Below are 19,958 nucleotides of genomic sequence, written 5' to 3'. Positions count from 1 at the left end.
AGCCTGTTGCGTCCGAACCGGTTCGTCCCGCCGCGACAATGAAGGAACAGACATGCCCGCATTCCGATTGGCAGCGCTGGGTGACAGCTTCGTCGAGGGCCGTGGTGACCCCGACCTCGACGGTCCGTTTCACGGTTGGGTTCCCCGCCTGGCCGAACAGCTCGGGATTCCGCAGCGGGGCGTGCTCAACCTCGGGACGCATCAGGCGACGACCCAGGACGTCGTCGACCGGCAGCTCCCGGCGGTGCTGGCGAGCAAGCCCCCGATGATCGGCGTGATCGTCGGGGTCAACGACCTCGTCAGCGACTACGACCCCGAGCGGTTCCGGCGCAACCTGGGCACGATCTATTCTAGTCTTCGCGGCATGGACACCACGGTGTTCACCGCGGCCTATCCCGACATCCCGAAGAACCTGGCGGTCCCGGAGGTCTTCCGGAACCTGCTGCGGGAGCGGTTCGCGGAGGCGAACTCCGTCCTGCGGGAGACCGTCGCTGCGACCGGGACGCTCTTCCTGGACGTCACGGCGATCCCCGAATGGTCCCAGGCGCGGATGTGGGCGGCGGACGGACTGCACCCCAGTGTCGAGGGCCACCGGCTTTTCGCCGACCAGCTGACCGAATTCGTCGCCCGGGCCACCGGTCTGGTGCCGCCCGCGCTGCTGGTCGACGGGTGACCGGCGCGACCACGAACCCGTCCGCCCCGCACTCACCTCCGACGGTGCCGGTGCATTCCCTGGCCGATGTAGTCCCGGTAGCCCGCACATCAACCCTGTCCGACGGCGGTACGTGTCCTCGTGCTGCCCGCGTGAGGCACGAAACGACTTTGAGAGGAAGAACGTGAGCGAGGGTACGAATCCGATGGATCGGGACCTGACCGGCCGGCGGCTGGCGAACAACCCCATCGCGATTGTGGGCATGGCGGGTCTGTTCCCGATGGCGCGCAACTATCGCGAGTTCTGGCAGAACATCGTCGACGGCACGGACTGCACCGAGGAGGTACCGGAATCCCGCTGGCGACTCGAGGACTATTACGACCCCGACCCGTCGGTCCCGGACAAGACCTATTCGCATCGCGGCGGTTTCGTCCCGGACGTGGACTTCAGCCCGCTGGAATGGGGACTGCCGCCCAACCAGCTCGATCTCACCAGCACGATGCAGCTGCTGAGCCTCGGAGTCGCCCGTGACCTTCTCCGCGACAGCGGGGCGGTGGGCTCGGAGTGGTACGACGCGTCCTCCACCGGCTGCGTTCTGGGCACCACCGGGCCGGTGCCGCTGACGCACCCGCTGGCCGCCCGGCTGTCCACCCCGGTGCTCAAGGAGGTCGTGCGCAGCTGTGGCCTGACCACGGAGGACGCGGAGAAGATCGCGGAGAAGTACGCCCGGGCCTTCACACCGTGGGAAGAGAGCACCTTCCCCGGACTGCTCGCCAACGTCGTCGCCGGTCGCGTCGCGAACCGCCTCGGCCTGGGCGGCATGAACTCCACAGTGGACGCCGCTTGCGCCGCGTCGCTGTCGGCGATCCGGGTGGCCATCGCCGAACTGGTGGACGGCCGGGCGGACATGATGATCACCGGAGGCGTGGACACCGAGAACTCCATCTTCGGCTTCATGTGCTTCAGCAAGACCCAGGCCCTGTCGCGCAGCAGCAGGATCAGCCCGTTCTCGGATGCCGCGGACGGGACGCTGCTGGGCGAAGGCGTGGGCATGCTGGCGCTCCGGCGGCTGTCGGACGCCGAGCGGGACGGAAACCGGATCTATGCGGTGATCCGCGGTCTCGGCTCCTCCAGTGACGGCCGGTCGAACAGCATCTACGCCCCGCTGGCCAAGGGGCAGCGCGTGGCGCTGGACCGCGCGTATGCGGACGCGGACTGCTCACCCGGTTCGGTCGAGCTGTTCGAGGCGCACGCGACCGGAACGCCGGTCGGGGACCGCACCGAGCTGACCGCACTCGGTGGCCTGCTGCGCGAGTCGTCGCAGGAGCAGCACTTCGCCGCGATGGGCAGCGTCAAGTCCCAGATCGGTCACACCAAGGGCGCGGCGGGCACCGCCAGTCTGATGAAGCTCGCGCTGAGCCTCTACAACAAGACGCTGCCACCCACGATCAACGTCGAGCGCACCAACCCGGCGGTCGACTTCTCCGACGCTCCGTTCTACGTCAACGTCAAGACCCGCCCGTGGATCCGCGACCCACACCGCCCGGTGCGTCGCGCCGCAGCCTCGGCGATGGGCTTCGGCGGCACGAACTTCCACTTCGTGCTGGAGGAACACGCGCGGGACCGTGCGGAGATCGAGACGCTGCACCGCACCGCGCGCGCCTACCTCTGGCATGCGCAGACACCTCAGGACCTGCTGGACCTGGTCCGCTCGGACGCCCCGTCCCAGGACGGCGGAACGGTCCCGGCAGACCACGCCCGGATCGGTTTCGTCGCCTCGGACGAGGCGACCGCGCAGGAACTGCGGGAACTGGCCGCCGGGCAACTCGCGCGCGAGCCGGACGCGGAGCACTGGTCGCATCCGAGGGGGGTCTTCTACCGCAAGCAGGCACAACCGAACCTGAAGATCGGTGCCCTGTTCGCGGGCCAGGGCAGCCAGTACCTCGAAATGGGGTTGGAAGCCGCGTTGAGCATCCCGGAAGTCGGTGCGGCCTTCGACGCCGCGAACGCCTCGTTCGACGGGGCGAGCACGAGGCTGGCGCAGGTCGTCTACCCGCCCACGCTGCTGGACGCCGAACTCCGGCAGGAGCAGGAAGCCGCGCTGCGCAAGACCCAGCACGCCCAGCCTGCGATCGGCGCGCTCTCGGCGGGTCAGTACCGCTACCTGGCCTCGCTGGGACTGCGGTGCTCCGGCTTCCTGGGGCACAGTTTCGGTGAGCTGACCGCATTGTGGGCCTCGGGCGCGATCGCCGACGCCGACTTCTTCCGGCTCGCGCGGGCGCGCGGCGAGGCGATGGCTCCGCCCGCCGACGAACCGGGTGCCGACCCGGGCACGATGGCGGCGGTCCAGGCCGGCCGGGGGCAGGTCACCGAACTGCTGGCGGACTTTCCGAACGTCGTGGTGTGCAACCACAACGCGCCGGACCAGGTGGTCGTGGGTGGCCCCACCGCCGACGTGGAGGCATTCACCGTGGCGTGCGCCAAACGGGAGCTGCCCGCCCGGTTGCTGTCAGTGGCGGCGGCCTTCCACACCTCGCACGTCGCGCACGCGGTCGAGAAGTTCCGGCCGGTCGTGGCCTCCGTCCGGATCGGTGAGCCGAGCGCCTCGGTCTACGCCAACAGCCCGGGCGCGAAGTACGGGGCCGACCCGGACCGCAACGCCGAAACGCTGGTGCGGCAGCTGCTTGAGCCCGTCGAGTTCGCCGAAGCCCTGGAGGCGATGTACGCCGATGGCTGCACGGTGTTCGTGGAGTTCGGCCCGAAGCAGGTGCTGACCCAGCTGGTGCATCGCACGCTCGCCGACGCGCCGGTCGTCGCGATCCCGACCGACGGCGGGCCGCTGGGCGACAGCGATCTGTCGCTGAAGCAGGCGGCCGTGCGCCTGGCGGTGCTCGGTGTGCCACTGAGCGGCATCAACGGCCACCTCGCGGCCGACTTCGAGGAGGTCATCCCGACCGGGATGACCGTGCCGATCTCCGCCGCCGAACACGTGCCCGGCACGCGCCGGGACGCTTACGAGGCCGGTTTGACCGATGGCTTCGAGGTTTCCGCGCTCAGCCGGGCGGCCACCTCACCCGAGACCACTGTGGACGACGCCGTGCACGAGAGGGAGCAGATGAACGACCCACAGGCCGCCGCGCCCATCGCCGACGCGCAGCAGGCACCCGCGTACCAGGTTCCAGCCCCGACGGGCGTTCCGGACGACGATGCGGTTCGTCAGCACGTCGCGCTGCACACGCAGTACCTCGACGGCCAGCTTCAGGTCGCCCAGGCCCTGACCGGGCTGCTGCGCGACCACCGCGAGTGGGACCGCCAGGACTCGCGGCTGCCGGAGGTCGTGGAGAGCCTGCGGGGTCAGAGCGTCGCGATCTCGCAGGCACATGCGCGGGCCAACGAGGTGCTGGCCGAGCTCACCACCGCCGAACTGGACGGGCGGCGTTCCCCGGAGGCCCCGGCGACGGTGTTCGCCGAAGCCACCACAGTGCAGGAACCCGCGCCTCAGCGGGCGCTGACGACCCGTCCTGCGCCGGATCAGCTCCCGGCCGCTCCCGTGCCGCAGCCGGCCGCTCCGACCCCCGCCGGACCCGAACCCGTTGCGGTGCAGGAGGAACCGGAGGCAGTCGCGGCTGGCGGGGTCGTTTCGGGTGGTGTTGATGTGGGTTCGGTGAGGTCGGCGTTGCGTGAGGTGGTGTCGGAGAAGACGGGTTATCCGGTGGAGATGGTGGATCCTGGGATGGATCTGGAGTCGGATCTGGGGGTGGATTCGATCAAGCGGGTGCAGATTCTCGGGGTGGTTCAGGAGCGGTTTCCTGGGTTGCCTGCGGTGGGTCCGGAGCAGCTGGGTGAGTTGCGCACGCTGGATCAGATCTCGGGCTTCCTGATGGCCGACGCAGGTGATGCGGACCCAAAAGCCCCGACCCGCTGAGTGACGGGGCCGCCGGCAACGGTACGGTCCCGACACCTCGGCACAAGGTGGAGCTGGTTCCGGTTCCCGGCCGTGATCTGCTCGCGGACGCCTACGCGGCCGAGCCCGTGGCGGTGGTGGCCGACCGTGGCGGCGACTACGCCGACGCGGTCGTCAGCGGACTCCAGGCACGCGGCTGGACCGTGCGCCGGGTGGACCTCAGCGACTCGCCGTCCGCATTCGACGGTGCGACCGCCGAACTGGAAAGCGTTCTGGCGCAACACTTCCAGGGCCGCGTGGACCTGTGCGTGAGCCTGCTGGACGGAGATGCATGGGACGCGGGCGTCCGGCAGATCGCGGAGACGATCCTGGTCGCCAAGCACGCACACGCCGCACTCGCCGAGACCGCCGGAACGGGGGCGAGGGCAGGCTTCGTCACGGTGACCCGCCTCGACGGCGGCCTTGGACACCGGGGCACGCGCCCCGTCCCGGAAGCGCTGGCCGGTGGTGTCGGCGGCGTCGTCAAGACGTTCGCCTGCGAGGCACCTGGCGTGTTCTGCCGGGCGATCGACGTCGACCCGGGTGTGGGCCGTGACGACTTCGTGGCCGCGCTGCTCGGGGAAATCGCCGACGCGGCCACGGACACCACCGAAGTCGGCGTCGACATCGACGGAGCCCGATGGACCGTCGTGCCTGGCGCCTACCGGCTCGCCGCCGCGCAACGCGACGAGATCGGCGGCGACGTCCCGGAAATCAGCCTCGGGACCGACGACACACTGGTCGTCACCGGCGGTGCCAGGGGAGTCACGGCGTTGTGCGTCCGCGCGCTGGCGCAGCACACGGCGGCATCGTTCGTCCTGCTGGGACGCACGGAACTCGCCGACGAACCGCCCTGGGCCCAGGGCGTCGCCGACACTGATCTCAAGGCCGCGGCGATCGAGGACATCAAGGCCCGCGGGGAGCGCCCCACACCCCGCGAGGTCGGGCGACGCTGTCGCGACCAGATCGCCCAGCGGGAAATCCGCGCGACGCTCGAAGCCGTACGCGTGGCCGGTGCGGAGGCCAGTTACCTCGCGGTCGACGTCACCGACTCCGACGCGGTCAGCGCCGCGCTTTCTCCGCTACGGGACCGCATCACAGGTGTGGTGCACGGAGCCGGGGTGCTCGCCGACGCGCACCTGATCGACAAGACCGGCGACGAGATCCACCGCGTGTTCCAGACCAAGCTCACCGGCCTGCGCACGGTGCTCGACGTGCTCGACGCCGATTCGCTGCGCCACCTGGTGCTGTTCACTTCCGTCGCCGGCCTGCTCGGCAATGCGGGGCAGGCGGACTACGCGGCGGCGAACGAGGCGCTGTGCCGGCTCGCGGCGAGCTGGAAGCGGCAGCGCCCCGAGTGCCACGTCACGGCGATCGACTGGGGCGCATGGGACGGCGGGATGGTCACCCCCGAGCTTCGTGACCTCTTCCACGCCCGAGGTGTGCGGCTGCTGGAGCCCGAGACCGGTGCCCAGGCGTTCGTCGAGCAGTTCGGCAGGGAGCACGCCGACGACGTGTGCGTACTGGTCGGTGAGGACAAACCGCTGTCTGCGGGCGACCCGGGCGAGGTGGCCCCGTTCACCGCGCATCGCGACATCGCGACGCTGGCCGGTGATCCGGTGCTCGAGGCGCATGTCGTCGGTGAGCACGCGGTGCTGCCCGCCACGTTCGGCCTCGGCTGGATGATCCACGTCGTGGAACGCGCGCACCCGGAACTGCGGGTCGTCGAGGCCCGTGATTTCCAGGTGTACAAGGGGATCCTGTTCGACGAATCGCTGACGGGCGGCCAACACGTCGTGGTCGAGCCGGTCGGCCGCGAGGGCGGGAACGAGCTCGTAAGAGTGTCGGTGCGCACCGACGCGGGCGCAGCGCTGCCCGTGCTGCACTACGCGGCGACGCTCGTCCTGTCCACGTCGCTCGTGGACGCTCCACTGGTGACCGGCTGGGCACCCGATGCGCCGCTTGACGGCCCCGAGAACGGGCTCGACATCTACCGGGACGCCATCCTGTTCCACGGTCCGGCGCTGCAAGGTCTGCGGCGAGTGCTGCACCACTCCGACGATCGCCTGGTGCTGCAATGCCGGCTTCCCGACACGGCGGCCGGCTCTGGTGCCTACCGGGGAGAACTGCACAGCCCGGTGCTCGCCGACCTGCTGCTGCAGGGGGCGTCGGTGCAGGGCAACCGGCTTCTCGGGCAGGCCAGCCTGCCGCTGGGATTCGGGCGGGCGGAGTACTTCGAGGCATTGCCCGACAACGAACCGTTCGTGCTGATCGTCGACGACGTGCGGCAGGCGGCGGCCTCGATCACCGTGACCGCCACAGCCGGTGACCGGAACGGACGTGTGCTGCAGCGGTGGCATGACGTCGAGATGGTGGCGACGCCGGGGATGTCGGAGAAGTTCCGCGAAGGAACCCGGCGGTGGCTGGCGGAATGAGCACGCGCACCACGCCAAGTGCGGACGGAAGCGCACTGGGGACACCCGGAGGAGAAGCAGCGATGAACGACGATCCGGAGGGACTGGGCTTCGACGGAGTGCCCTTCAACCCCTTCGCCGAGCCCGGCGGGGCAGAGCCGACCCCACCGGCACCCGCCGCACGGCGGGTTCCGGTGACGCAGCCGCCATCGGAGACCGGCCGGACAGCGGGAACCGGTCACACCGCCACGGTGGCGCGGGAACTGCGCAGCGCAGTCGTCAACGCGCACCGGAATGCGCTGCACGCGCAGGTGCTGCTGCAGGCCAGAACTCTCAGCCGGCTGGGTGTGGCTCTTGCCTCGCCGACCGCGTCACCGGAGCCGCACGCCTCCGGGGCACAGTTCTTCGAGGTCGTCGACGGGCACATCCGCCAGGTCAGCACACCGTCGCCGTCGCCGGTAGTGCCCTACGTGACGACCGAAGCCCGGTTCAAGCCGCTGGCCCGGACCGATAGGACACGGCTCGGCCGGGACGATCTCGGCAGACTGACCGAAGGCGACATGGCCGGGGTTTTCGGCCCGGGCCACCTCCAGCCCGGCTGCAACCCGTCGGTGAAGCTCGCGGCGGGAACACCGCTGCTGCTGGCGGAGGTCCCCCGGATCGAGCTGCGCGGCGGAAGCAGCGGACGCGGCCAGGTGATCGCCTCGTCGGGCCCGCTCGACGGGACACCCGAGTCGCTGCTCGCGGCGGCCGGTCAGGTGGCCGAGATCTTCGCGTTGTACCTGGGTTTGCACCTCTGCCTCGCGGACGCGACCTTCGTGCCCGGTGACGGCAGCGGTGAACCGGTGCACAGCGCGGTCGAGCTCGCCGGGTCACTCGGTTCGGCGGAGATCCGGCTCGACGTCACCGACGTCGACCTCGTTCCCCGGCCGCACGTTCGCGCCAACGTGGAATTCCGCTCCGGCGGCGCGGTGGCCGGTCGGGTACTCGGTCTTTCACTGGCACTGGTGGAAAAACCCGGCGTCCCGATCGGGCCGGCTCGCGGCGGCACCGTCCCGTCGTTCCTCGGACGGTATTCCGCGGCCGGCGAACAGACGGTGATCAGCGAGTTCCACATCGCCCACTTCGCCCGCGGCAGCCACGGGATCGCCTTCGGCCCGGAGTTCGAGCACTACTCCGACCGCCGGGCGACCCGGGTGCCCGACCGGGGACTGACGCTGGTGGACCGGCTGGTGTCCATGGACGGCCGGCGCGGCGAGCTCGACGGCGCGAGCTACGAGACCGAATACGATTCGCCCGCCGACTCCTGGTACTACGCCGACACCGCCAACGCCTCCATGCCGAACATGATCTACATGGAGACGTCGTTGCAATCGGCGTTGTCGATCGGGTACTTCCTCGGGCCGACCCTGTCCGACCCGCAAGCGCCCGTCAGCCTCCGCAACCTCGGCGGGACCGCGACCGTGCTGCGCGAGGTCGACCTGCGGGACAAGACGATCCGCCAGCGGTCCGAACTGCTGTCCACCACGCTCAACAACGGTGCGTCGTTGCAGAGCTTCTCGTACACGATGCTGGCGGACGGCGAGCCGTTCTACCAGGGCGAGACCCTGTTCGGCTACTTCAGCGAAGCGGCGATGGCCAACCAGACCGGCCTCGACGCGGGCCGCAACGTGCCGACCTGGCTGGAGGAGCAGCAACCGCGGCCGGCCACCCGCACGATCGACGTCGCCGCCCGACGCGCCGACCCGTCCGCCCCGCTGTGCGCGCGCGACCACCTCGCGTTGCTGGACGACGTGCAGGTCGTCGACGAGGGCGGGCGCTACGGGAAGGGCTATCTCCGAGCGGTCCGCCGGATCGACCCGGCGGACTGGTTCTTCGCCCGGCACTTTCCCCGCGACCCGGTGATCCCCGGTTCGCTGGGTGTGGAGACGGTCATCCAGGCGATGCAGGAGTGGCTGCTGGACGCGGGACTGGGTGCGGGGATGTCCGACCCGGGATTCGTTCTCCCGGTCGGTGCGCCGTTCACCTGGAAATACCGCGGCCAGTTCCTGCCCACCGACGGTGAATCGACCCTCGAAGTGCACATCAAGGACGTCGCCCGCGGGCCGGGCCGCGTGCGGGTGACCGGCGACGCCAGCGTGTGGAAGCCGGGCCTGCGGATCTACGAACTCACCGACGTCGCGGTCGAACTGCGCGAGGAAGGGGCACAACCATGGTGACGCAGACCGGCGCGATACCCGAGGCCGGGCGCGACGCGGGTTCGGTCCATACCCACCTGCTGAACCTTGACCGGCCGTTCTACCTGGTCCGGGACGAACACGGCATCGCCGCGGCGGGCAGCGCCGAGCAGGTGCCGGGCGCCCAGGTGCTCGCCGCCGTGCCGCCGCTGCCGTCGCGGGCGCTGGGGGACAAGCAGTTCCTCACCGCCCACGGTGTCGGTCAGCCGTACATGGCCGGCTCGATGGCCAACGGGATCGCTTCGGCGAAGATGGTGATCGCCTTGGCGGAGCGGGGTTTCCTCGCTTCTTACGGTGCGGCCGGGGTTGTCGCGCAGCGGGTCGAAGAGGACCTCGCGCATATTCGCGCGAACTTGCGCGACCGTCCCTTCGCCTGCAACCTCATCCACAGCCCGAGCGAGCCTGCGATGGAGCGGTCCACAGTGGATCTCTGCCTCAGGCATGAGGTCCGGACCATCGAGGCGTCGGCGTTCCTCGACCTGACCCCGCAGGTCGTGCGGTACCGGCTGGCCGGTCTGGTCCGCGAGGCCGACGGGAAGATCGTCGCGCGCAACAAGGTCATCGCCAAGGTCTCCCGCGCGGAGGTCGCCGAGAAGTTCCTGTGCCCCGCGCCGGAGGCCATGGTGCGGGACCTTCTCGCCTCGGCAGCGATCACCGCCGAGCAGGCCGAGTGGTCGCGCCGGATCCCGGTGGCCGACGACGTCACCGCCGAAGCGGACTCCGGCGGGCACACCGACCGCCGGCCGCTGGTCGTGCTCCTCCCCGAGATCATCGCGGTGCGCGACCGCGTGCAGCGCGAACTCGGCTACGAGTGGCAGGTCCGGGTCGGCGCGGCCGGGGGCATCGGCACCCCGGACGCGGCAGCCGCCGCTTTCGCCCTGGGTGCCGCCTATGTGGTGACCGGCTCGATCAACCAGGCCACCGTGGAGGCGGCGCAGTCGTGGGAAACCAAGCGGCTGCTGGCAAGCGCGGGGGTGAACGACTGCGACATGGCGCCCTCGGCCGACATGTTCGAGATGGGCGTCGAAGTGCAGGTCCTCAAGCGCGGCACGATGTTCGCCACCAAGGCCAAGCGCCTCTACGACGCCTACCGGGCCTACGACGGGATCGAGTCGATTCCCGCCACCGAGCGTGCCGGCCTGGAGAAGCGGATCTTCCAGCGACCGCTGGAGGACGTGTGGCAGGACTGCGTCGAGTTCTTCCGGGAACGCGACCCCGGGCAGATCAGCCGGGCCCAGGACAACCCGAAGCGCCGGATGGCGCTGATCTTCCGGTGGTACCTGGGACGGTCCTCGGGCTGGAGTATTTCGGGCGCCGAGGGGCGGGGGGCCGACTACCAGGTCTGGTGCGGTCCCGCGATGGGCGCGTTCAACAACTGGGTCGGCGGAACCTACCTGGCCGCCGTCGAGAACCGCCACGCGGCGGAACTGGCCACCCACCTCATGCGCGGTGCGGCGTTCCGGAGCCGGGTGACGCAACTGCGCCTGGCCGGGGCCCGGCTGCCCGCCCGCGCCTGTTCCTACGTGCCCGCGCCTCTGGAATCCGGTGCTGGGAGGAATCATGAGTAAAGCCGTCACGGACACCTCCTGGCTGGTGTGCCCGGGATGCTCGGAGATGGTGTACCGCAATCGGTTCATGCGTGCCCACCAGGTGTGCCCGGAATGCGGATGGCACTCGCCGCTGACGGCACGGCAGCGGGTCGACCTGCTGCTGGACGCGGATTCAGCGGAACTGCTGGACTTTTCCCTGCCCGACAGCGATCCACTCGATTTCACCGACACCAAGCCCTACCCCGAGCGCCTGCGGGAGGCCCGCGAGCGCACCGGTCTCGAAGAGGCGATCCTGTGCGCCCGTGGCCGCATCGACGGCAACCCGGTGATCGTGGCGGTGATGGATTTCCGCTTCATGGGCGGCAGTCTCGGCGCGGCCGTCGGTGAAGCGGTGACGCGGTCCTGCGAAACCGCGTTGCACGAGCGGACACCGCTGCTACTGGTGACGGCCTCCGGTGGGGCCAGGATGCAGGAAGGCGTCATCTCACTGATGCAGATGGCGAAAACCAGCGCGGCACTGGGGCAGCTGGACGAAGCCGGCATCCTCACGGTGTCGCTGATCACCGACCCGACCTTCGGCGGTGTGGCGGCCTCGTTCGCGACGCTGCCCGACGTCATCATCGCCGAGCCTGCCTCGCGCCTCGGGTTCGCCGGCCGGCGGGTGATCGAGCAGACCGTCCGGCAACAGCTGCCGGAGAACTTCCAGACCGCGGAGTTCCTGTCGCAGCACGGCGTGATCGACATGATCCGACCGAGGGACGAACTCCGTCCGACACTGGCGAAGCTGTTGTCCGTGGCGAGCAGAAGACCGGACGAGGCCGGCCGCCCGCGGCACACCCCGGCGACGCCCCTGGTCTCCGACCCGGGGCGGTTACCGGAACGCGATGCCTGGGACTGCGTGCGGGTGGCACGCCGGCTCGGCCGCCCCACCACCACCGACTACATCGCGGCGTTGATGGAGGACTTCTCCGAGCTCCGCGGTGACCGCATGTCGTCGGACTGCCCGGCGCTGGTGGCCGGAATCGGCAGGCTGGAGGGAACTCCGGTCGCGGTCATCGGCACCCGGAAAGGGCACACGGCCGAAGAACTCGCCGCCAGCAACTACGGCATGCCCAATCCGGCCGGATACCGCAAGGCGGCCCGGGTGATGCGGCTGGCGGGCAAACTCGGACTACCGGTGATCACCCTGGTGGACACCGCCGGTGCCTTCCCGGGCATCGAGGCCGAGGAGAACGCGCAGGCGTCGGCCATCGCCGAGAATCTGCGCCTGATGGCCAGCCTTCCGGTGCCGGTGATCAGCGTGATCACCGGCGAAGGGGGCAGCGGCGGGGCCCTGGCCCTGGCCGTCGCCGACCGCGTTCTCATGTGCGCCAACGCCGTGTACTCGGTGATCAGCGCGGAAGGTTGCGCGGCGATCCTCTGGAAGGATCCCGCCGCCGCACCAGAAGCCGCCAACGCCCTGCGCGTGACCGCGCGCGAACTGCTGCGGTTCGGCGTGGTCGACGGCGTCATCCCCGAACCGGAAGGCGGCGCCGACGCGGATCACCCGCTGGCGGCCGAGGCACTGCGGGACGCCCTGGTCGCCAGCCTCGCCGAGCTGGCCCCGCTGGATCAGATGAACCTGGTGACGCAGCGGCATGCCCGGTTCCGGCAGTTCGGCGCGGCCGAGCCGATGCCCTTCGTACCAGGCGAAACCAGTGCCGCAGCCGAGGTTCGCACTGACCCCGACGACGAGAAGGAAAGAGCCTCATGAGTCTGACATCCGTCAACGGCGAGCAGACCCCGGTCCACGGCGCCGCCGGCGCGGACGAACTCGACCAGGTCATCACGGTGCTCCGCGAACACGTGCACGCATTGTCCGAACGGACCTCGCGGGCGCCGGCCGTGGTGCGGCTGTCGGCCCGGGGCGTCGAGCTGGAGATGAGCTGGCCGGATCCGGGGCGGCTCGCGGCCGGCGACGAACCGTACGTCGCGGTCCCCAGCGCCCCCGCGGCTGCCCCGCAGGGGCCTGAAACCGGAACCGGCGGAACCAGTGAGGAGCCGGCCTTCCCGTTGTGCGCCGGGACGGTCGGCGTCTTCTACCGCGCACCCGAGCCGGGCGCGAAGCCTTTCGTCGGCGAGGGCGACACGGTTCAGCCGGGCCAGCAGGTCGCGATCATCGAGGCGATGAAACTGATGATCCCCGTCGAGGCCGACCGGCCGGGCACGGTGGTCGAGGTGCTGGTCGCCGATGGTGAGGCGGTCGAGCACGGGCAGCCGCTGATGACCCTCGCGCCCGTCGAGTCCGAAGGGACCACGCGGTGATCAGCAAGGTTCTCATCGCCAACCGGGGCGAGATCGCGCTGCGGATCGCCCGCACCTGCCAGGAGCTCGGCCTGGCCACGGTCGCGGCGCATTCGTCGGCGGACCGTGACTCGGCGGTCGTGCGTTTCGCCGACGAGACCGTGCAGGTCGGCCCCGGCCCGGCGAAGTCGAGCTATCTGAACATCCCGGCGATCATCGAGGCCGCCCGGGCACGCGGTGCCGACGCGATCCACCCCGGGTACGGGTTCCTGTCCGAGAACGCCGACTTCGCCGAGGTGTGCGAAGCCGAGGGGTTCACCTTCATCGGCCCGTCGGCGGAGGTGATGGGGCGGCTGGGAGACAAGTCCAGTGCTCGGGCGATCATGCTCGACGCCGGGCTTCCGCTGCTGCCGGGTAGCCGGGTCGCGCTGAGCAGCGCACAGGAGGCGAAGGAGCTCGCCGCCGAGATCGGCTACCCGGTGATCATCAAGGCGGTCGCCGGGGGAGGCGGGCGCGGGATGGCCGTCGTGCGCGAGCCGGGCGAGTTCGACCGCGCGTTCGCGACGACGAAGGCGAACGCCCAGGCCGTGTTCCGGGACGGGCGGCTGTACGTCGAGCGTTACCTCGACAGCGCCCGGCACGTGGAGATCCAGGTGCTGGGCGACGGCCACGGTGGTGTCGTGCACCTGGGGGCGCGCGACTGTTCCCTGCAGCGACGACACCAGAAACTCGTCGAGGAATCCCCAGCGCCGCGCCTCGACCCGCGGATCGTCGCGGAGATGGGGGAGGCGGCGGTGCGAGGCGCACGCGCCGCGGACTACACCGGGGCGGGCACGTTCGAGTTCCTGGTGGACGGTACCGGCCGGTTCTTTTTCATGGAGGTCAACTGCAGGCTCCAGGTGGAACACCCGGTGACCGAGATGGTCACGGGCATCGACCTGGTGCGGGAACAGTTGCGGGTGGCCGCCGGGGAGCCGCTCGGGTTCACGCAGGACGACGTGGAGCACCGGGGCGTGGCGATCGAGTGCCGGGTCAACGCCGAAGACCCCGCCCGGGACTTCGCCCCGACACCCGGCACGCTCACCCGGTGCGTCCTGCCGGGCGGTCCGTTCGTGCGCGTCGACACCCACATCGAGCACGGGTACAAGATCCCGGCCCTGTACGACTCGCTGCTGGCCAAGCTGATCGTGTGGGCCCCGGACCGGGAGGCCGCGCTGGCGAAGATGCGGCGTGCCCTGGCGGAAACGGAGATCCGCGGGGCGGGCGTGACCACGACGGCGGAGTTTCTCGCCGGGCTGCTGGACCATCCCCGGGTTCGCGCGTCCGAGCACGATACGGCACTGATCGGCTCACTCGTCGGGTAGCCGCCGTGGCACACCGGCCGTCCGCGGCGGGTGTGCCACGGCCCTTCGCTGTTCCCACGAAGACCGCATTTTGGAGGACATAGTCGTGCCCGACGACCGGCTGGCACCTTTTCCGGCACTGTCTCCGCAGCAGGTCATACGGTTGCGTGTGGCCGAGACCGAACTCGAAGCCGAAGACACGAGATCGTTCGTGCTCGTCGAGGAATCCGGCGCCGACCTGCCGGAATGGAGCCCCGGCGCGCATGTGGACCTCCGTCTCCCGGGGGACGTGATCCGGCAGTACTCGCTGTGCGGCGACCCCGCCGAGCGCGGGCGGTGGCGGATCGGTGTCCTGCGCGAGCCCCGCGGGCGGGGTGGCTCGGCCTACCTGCACGACCAGGTCCGTGCCGGAGCCGCGCTGGAGGCGTCCGTGCCGCGCAACAACTTCCCGCTCCGCGGCGCGGCGCGGTATGTGTTCGTGGCGGGTGGGATCGGGATCACCCCGCTGTTGCCGATGATCCGCCAGCTTGAGGATGACGGATCCCCGTGGCACCTGCACTACGGTGGGCGGCACCGCTCCCGGATGGCGTTCCTCGGAGAGCTGGCGCGTTACGGGGACAAGGTGACGCTCTACCCCGAAGACGAGTCAGGCCTGCTGCCGCTGGACAGCATCGCGCGTTCCGCAGGCGAGGACGGGCTGGTCTACTGCTGCGGCCCGGAGGTCCTGCTGACGGCGATGGAGGACACCTGGCGGGGAAGGCCGTCCGAACGGCTGCGCGTCGAGCGCTTCCACCCCCGCGAGATCGCGGGCGACCCTGCTGCTGACCAGCCTTTCGACGTGCGTATTCACAGCACCGGCCGCAGCATCCGGGTCGGCAGCGATCAGTCCATTCTGGACGTTCTTGGCAGGGAAGGATTCGACGTTCCCTCTTCCTGCCGCGAAGGCACCTGCGCGACGTGCGAAACGAGCGTGCTGGAAGGCACGGTCGACCACCGCGACTCGGTTCTTTCCGAAGAGGAAAAGGAATCCGGCAAGACCATGATGATCTGCGTATCGCGATCCCGCTCACCCCGGCTCACGCTGGATCTCTGAACTCGTCGGGACGACACCACGGGTTTCGTCCGCGCGCCACCACCGGCGCGCGGACGAAGCTCGTGGCTGGGCACTCGGCGCACAGCTCTCGGCACATGCCCGAGATCACGTGCGCCGGAACATTGCGGCCGGGGTACCAGTACGGTCCCCGGCGCGGGTTCTCCAGGCGAACCAGTCGGAGTGGGACTCGCAGCGGGAGAACATCGGTGTTCAGACTCCTGATGGGGTCGCAGGTGTCCAGGGCTCGAATGAGGACTCCAGGTAGCGCTTCTTCGCGGCGCTTCGCATGATCTTTCCGCTGCTGGTCTTCTGCAGTTGACCGTGCGTGGTCAGCACGACGTCGGCGGCGGAAAGGTCGTGTTCCCGTACGATCGCCTGGCGGATCGAAGCGGCGATGTCGGTTGCGGCGTCCTCGGCCCGCTCGCGGTGGATCTCCTGTACGACGACCAGTTTCTCGCCGTCGGGGCCGGGGATCGAGAATGCCGCGCACGCGGTGGGACGCAGTGCCGGGTGCGCCGACTGGGCTGTGTGCTCGATGTCGTGGGGGTAGTGGTTCCGGCCCCGGATGATGATCATGTCTTTCAGCCGGCCCACCACGTACAGTTCGCCGTCGATCACCACGCCGAGGTCGCCGGTGCGCAGGTAGGTGAGTGCGGTGTTGCTGCCCTCGCACCGGGCCTGGAAGGTTTCCGCGCTCAGTTCGGGCCGCTGCCAGTATCCGGTGGTGACGTGATCACCGGAGATCCAGATCTCGCCGATCCGGTCCGGTGGGCACGGGTGTCCGGTGTCGGGGTCCACGATCCTGAGCTCGCCCGTCGGCGGGAGGAGGCCGGAACCCACGAGAGTGTGGCCTCGACCGGCGGGTGCCTCGGCGAAACGGCGCCTGCCGAGGGCTTCGGCATCAGCCTCGACCGTGCGCGGTCCGCGGCCTTTCCTGCTTCCGGTGGCCAGCAGGGTAACCTCGGCCGATCCGTAGCAGGGGTAGAGCGCCTTCTCGCTGAACCCGACGGAGGAGAAGGTTTCGGCGAAGCGGCGCAACGTCTCGTGCCGGATGGGTTCGGCACCGTTGAACGCGACCTTCCAGCAGCTGAGGTCCAGGTCCGGCACACCGCCCCTGGCGGCGTGCGCGACGCAGGCGTCGAAGGCGAAGTTCGGCCCGCCGCTGGTGTGGGCGCGATACCGGGAAATCGCCGACAGCCAGCTGAGCGGACGGCGGATGAACGCCGCAGGCGCCATCAGGACACTGGTCACGCCGAGGTAGAGCGGCTGGAGGACGTTTCCGATCAAGCCCTGGTCGTGGTACAGCGGTGTCCAGCCGACGAACGTGGAGTGCCGGTCGTGGCCGAACGCGTGCTGGATCATCTCCTGGTTCGCCGACAGGTTCCGGTGCGACACCATGACGCCCTTCGGGGCGGCGGTGGAACCTGATGTGTACTGCAGGAATGCGAGGGAATCCGGTGAACAGGGAGTGGGCTGGAAGTCTGCGTCCACACTCGACTGAAGATGGTCGGCGAGAAGCCAGTGGGCGGACCCGCAGAACGGTTCCAGCGCGGGTTTCAGCGTCTCCAGCATCGTGCTGTCGGTGAGCACGGCAGTGGGCCGGCAATCTCCGATGATGCTCCGCATCGCCTCCTGCACCCGGTTCGCGCGCGGCGCGCTCACGGGCACCGCGACGACATGCGCGTAAAGGCATGCGAAGTACGCGACGATGAAGTCCAGCCCCGGCGGGAAAAGCAGCAGCGCTCGGTCACCGGGCCGGCAGTGCCGGCTCAGGCGCCCGGCGACGGTGAGCGCCCGCGAGTGCAGGTCGCCGTAGGTCAGGACGGACTTCTCCCGCCCGTGCTCGTCGAGAAACACATAGGCCCGGTGGTCCGGTTCGAGGGCGGCACGGTTCTGCAGGATCTCGGGTAGCGGTGGTGTCTGCGGCACTTGTTCCTTCTCCTTCCCGGCGCGGAGCTCGGCAGAGCGTTCCGGCGCCGCATCGGGTCGTCTCGCACATGCCGGCCTCAGCTGCGCCCGCGCACCGATACCGGAAGGTGCTTGAGCCCCCGGACGATGAAGCTGCGGTCGTGCCACTCGAGTTCCGCCGAGTCCGGTTCCAGAAACTCCGGGCGCCGGTACAGGCACTCGAACGCGACTTCCGCCTGCAGCTGGGCCAGCAGTCCGCCCAGGCAGCCGTGCATACCGTGACCGAACGCCAGGTGACCCCGTGCGTCGCGGGTGATGTCGAACTCGTCCGGCCGGTCGAACAGGTCGGGATCACGGTTGGCGGCACCCAGGCACAGGAGAACCTGATCGCCCTCCCGCACTTGCTCGCCACCGACTTCGGCAGCGCGCGTCGCCACCCGCTTGGTCTGCTGGAGCGGGCTGTCGTAGCGCAGAACCTCGGTGACAGTGCCCTTGAGGTGTTCCGGCTGGCGGCGCAGCAGAGCGTCCTGCTCCGGGTGCCGGATGAGGGCCAGGAGGCCGTTGCCGATGAGCGACTTCGTGGTTTCGTTGCCGGCGACGAAGCACATCATGCAGACGAAGACGAGTTCCTCATCGGTCAGCCGGTCCCCACCGGCCGTCTCCACGGCGAGCAACCGGCTGACCAGGTCGTCGCCAGGACTGGACCGCCGTTCGGCGACTACCGCGCCGAGCTCGTCGGCGAACACCCGGACGACGTCGCAGACGTTCGCGAAGTCCGCGGCGTCCATCAGGCCCGGTTCGAGCAGGAACCGGATGTCGTGCGTCCACTGGCCGACGTGCCGGCGAAGGCCCTCGGGCAGCCCCATCCAGCTGGACATGGCGGTGCTCGGAAGCGGTGCGGCGAAATCGGCGATGGCGTCCATGCCGCCGTCGTCCCATGCTCGCCGCAACAGCCGTTCCGCGGATTCGGCGATGAGCGGGCGAAGCTCGGCGACGGCCTGTGCGGTGAACACCCGGTTCACCAGCCCGCGCAGCCGCGCGTGGTCGGGATTGTCGGTGAAGACCAGGGATTTCTGAGCCAGCCGCTCGATCTGCCCGACGTCGTCCCGGGCGAACCGGTCCGCTTGCCGCTTGATCAGATCGGGGATGAGTCCGGCGCTGAAAGTGCGGTCACGCAGCACGGCCTGTACGTCGGCATGCCGCGTCAGCACCCACATCCCCATGGTCCGGTGCACGGGCTTCGTTTCGCGAAGCCGCCGGTAGAAGGGGTAGGGGTCGCGCCGGAAATCGGCGCTGAAGGGGTTGAACCGGACCGGCGCGGACGGTGCCGGGGATGCGACACCGCCCGCGCCGCCGGGCGTCCGCGTCATCGTGCTCACGCCCCGCCGGACCGGAAATAGGCTCCGCGGTAGGGCTGGAGGACGAGCCGCAACAGGCCGATCTTTCCCATCCGGAAGCCGACCGCCGACATCTTCAGGTAGCGCTCGTACCTGGCGGTGATCTCGGGACCGACGAGACGAACCGCCTCGGCGTGGCGCCGCCGGAGCCGGTGCGCCCACTGCTCGCACGTCCAGGCGTAGTCGAGCCTGCCGTTGCCGACCGACCGCACCTCGAAGATGCCCTCGGCGGCGGCGGTGATCTCGGCCAGCGTAGGCAGGTCGGCGTCCGGGAATATCGACTGCTGGATGAACTCGCTGGCCTGCTCGCGGGACATGTTCGCGTAGGTGATCGTCTGCAACGACAGCGCACCGCCGTCGTTGAGCCAGTCACGGCAACGCGTGAAGAACTCCCGGTACAGGCCGGTCTTCTCGGCCGGCGTCTCCTCCGGCGTGGCGAAGTGCTCGAACGCGCCGATGGAGATGATTCCGTCGAAGCGGGAATCCGGCTCGTAGTGCGTCCAGTTCTCCGTCCGTACTTCCACACCGGGAAGCTGCCGGTCCCGGATGAAGGCGGCCTGTTCGTCGCTCAGCGTGAGGCCGACGGACTGCTGAACCCCGTGCGTCCCGGACAGCTGACCGAGGATGGAACCCCATCCACAGCCGATGTCCAGGACGCGAGTGGCGTTGTCCGCGCGAATCGCCTCCAGGTGGAATCGAAGCTTTCGCTGCTGGGCGGTTTCGAGTGTGTCGTCGGCTTCCTGCCGCAGCGCACACGAGTAGGTCAGCGACGGGTCCAGCCACAGGCTGTAGAAGTCGTTGCCCACGTCGTAGTGGTGCCGGATGGCGGCTGCCGCCTGGGTCGCGCGGACGCTTCCGTTCGGGGCCACCACGGTTACGCCACGACGTTCTGCGTGTGCGCCTGCAGGTATGCCGCGACCGCATTGATGGTCGGGTTCTCGAACAACTCCTCGGGCGGCAGGTCGATGCCGTACTCCTGCTCGATCTCGATCAGCAGGGAGACGGCGAGCGCCGAATCGAGGCCGAGGCGGTCGAAGTCCGCTTCCGGGTCGATCTCCGAGGCCGGCACGTCGAGCAGCTGCGCGACGTAGTTCCGGCACCACTGGACGATGGTTTCCTGGGCAGGCATTGAGTTCTC

General features: G+C 69.6%; 13 protein-coding genes. 9 read left to right on the top strand and 4 right to left on the bottom strand.

What is annotated here, in order from left to right:
- Positions 1-52 precede the first annotated feature (52 nt).
- The 9 genes from ABD691_RS22960 (at position 53) to ABD691_RS22920 (ending at position 15,515) form a co-directional block, all read left to right on the top strand.
- A complete protein-coding gene (locus tag ABD691_RS22960; RefSeq protein ID WP_344682959.1) occupies positions 53-673 on the top strand; it encodes an SGNH/GDSL hydrolase family protein in 621 nt (206 codons plus the stop codon).
- A gap of 163 nt (positions 674-836) precedes the next feature.
- Positions 837-4,577, top strand: a complete 3,741-nt coding sequence (locus tag ABD691_RS22955; RefSeq protein WP_344682957.1) for a beta-ketoacyl synthase N-terminal-like domain-containing protein — start codon at positions 837-839, stop codon at positions 4,575-4,577.
- Positions 4,578-4,624: 47 nt separating this feature from the next.
- The gene (locus ABD691_RS22950; protein WP_344682955.1) at positions 4,625-7,030 is read left to right on the top strand and encodes an SDR family NAD(P)-dependent oxidoreductase; all 2,406 of its coding nucleotides are present in this window, start codon (positions 4,625-4,627) and stop codon (positions 7,028-7,030) included.
- Between the two features lie 62 nt (positions 7,031-7,092).
- The gene (locus ABD691_RS22945; protein ID WP_344682953.1) at positions 7,093-9,228 is read left to right on the top strand and encodes a hotdog family protein; all 2,136 of its coding nucleotides are present in this window, start codon (positions 7,093-7,095) and stop codon (positions 9,226-9,228) included.
- Positions 9,222-10,814: a PfaD family polyunsaturated fatty acid/polyketide biosynthesis protein gene (locus ABD691_RS22940; RefSeq protein ID WP_344682951.1), complete on the top strand. Its 1,593-nt coding sequence runs from the start codon at positions 9,222-9,224 to the stop codon at positions 10,812-10,814. Before ABD691_RS22945 ends, ABD691_RS22940 begins: the two co-directional genes overlap by 7 nt.
- Positions 10,807-12,549, top strand: coding sequence for an acetyl-CoA carboxylase, carboxyltransferase subunit beta (accD, locus tag ABD691_RS22935; RefSeq protein WP_344682949.1), 1,743 nt, complete (start codon positions 10,807-10,809; stop codon positions 12,547-12,549). The genes ABD691_RS22940 and accD overlap by 8 nt, the downstream gene beginning before the upstream one ends.
- Entirely contained in the window at positions 12,546-13,100 is a 555-nt protein-coding gene (locus ABD691_RS22930; RefSeq protein ID WP_344682947.1) for an acetyl-CoA carboxylase biotin carboxyl carrier protein, read from the top strand. Before accD ends, ABD691_RS22930 begins: the two co-directional genes overlap by 4 nt.
- A complete protein-coding gene (gene accC, locus ABD691_RS22925; RefSeq protein ID WP_344682946.1) occupies positions 13,097-14,443 on the top strand; it encodes an acetyl-CoA carboxylase biotin carboxylase subunit in 1,347 nt (448 codons plus the stop codon). The genes ABD691_RS22930 and accC overlap by 4 nt, the downstream gene beginning before the upstream one ends.
- 85 nt (positions 14,444-14,528) lie before the next feature.
- Positions 14,529-15,515 (top strand): PDR/VanB family oxidoreductase, encoded by a 987-nt coding sequence (locus tag ABD691_RS22920; protein ID WP_344682944.1) that lies wholly within the window; start codon positions 14,529-14,531, stop codon positions 15,513-15,515.
- 210 nt (positions 15,516-15,725) lie between these two features.
- Here ABD691_RS22920 and ABD691_RS22915 read toward each other — a convergent pair whose 3' ends face one another.
- The 4 genes from ABD691_RS22915 to ABD691_RS22900 all read right to left on the bottom strand — a co-directional run bounded on the left by ABD691_RS22915 (position 15,726) and on the right by ABD691_RS22900 (position 19,949).
- A complete protein-coding gene (locus tag ABD691_RS22915) occupies positions 15,726-17,444 on the bottom strand; it encodes a fatty acyl-AMP ligase (protein WP_344682942.1) in 1,719 nt (572 codons plus the stop codon).
- A gap of 77 nt (positions 17,445-17,521) precedes the next feature.
- Positions 17,522-18,793, bottom strand: a complete 1,272-nt coding sequence (locus ABD691_RS22910) for a cytochrome P450 (RefSeq protein WP_344682940.1) — start codon at positions 18,791-18,793, stop codon at positions 17,522-17,524.
- 5 nt (positions 18,794-18,798) lie between these two features.
- A complete protein-coding gene (locus ABD691_RS22905) occupies positions 18,799-19,689 on the bottom strand; it encodes a class I SAM-dependent methyltransferase (protein WP_344682938.1) in 891 nt (296 codons plus the stop codon).
- Positions 19,690-19,694: 5 nt separating this feature from the next.
- Positions 19,695-19,949: an acyl carrier protein gene (locus tag ABD691_RS22900; protein WP_344682936.1), complete on the bottom strand. Its 255-nt coding sequence runs from the start codon at positions 19,947-19,949 to the stop codon at positions 19,695-19,697.
- Positions 19,950-19,958 lie beyond the last annotated feature (9 nt).

Source organism: Saccharopolyspora taberi, assembly GCF_039534165.1.
Lineage (GTDB): Bacteria > Actinomycetota > Actinomycetes > Mycobacteriales > Pseudonocardiaceae > Saccharopolyspora_D > Saccharopolyspora_D taberi.
The sequence above is the reverse complement of the archived record's forward strand: the minus strand, read 5'-3'. Positions and strand labels throughout refer to the sequence as shown.

Coding starts and splice junctions, on each gene's coding strand:
- ABD691_RS22960 (WP_344682959.1), top strand. CDS start 53: ATGCCCGCATTCCGATTGGCAGCGCTGGGTGACAGCTTCGTCGAGGGC.
- ABD691_RS22945 (WP_344682953.1), top strand. CDS start 7,093: ATGAACGACGATCCGGAGGGACTGGGCTTCGACGGAGTGCCCTTCAAC.
- ABD691_RS22940 (WP_344682951.1), top strand. CDS start 9,222: ATGGTGACGCAGACCGGCGCGATACCCGAGGCCGGGCGCGACGCGGGT.
- accD (WP_344682949.1), top strand. CDS start 10,807: ATGAGTAAAGCCGTCACGGACACCTCCTGGCTGGTGTGCCCGGGATGC.
- ABD691_RS22930 (WP_344682947.1), top strand. CDS start 12,546: ATGAGTCTGACATCCGTCAACGGCGAGCAGACCCCGGTCCACGGCGCC.
- ABD691_RS22910 (WP_344682940.1), bottom strand. CDS start 18,793: ATGACGCGGACGCCCGGCGGCGCGGGCGGTGTCGCATCCCCGGCACCG.
- ABD691_RS22900 (WP_344682936.1), bottom strand. CDS start 19,949: ATGCCTGCCCAGGAAACCATCGTCCAGTGGTGCCGGAACTACGTCGCG.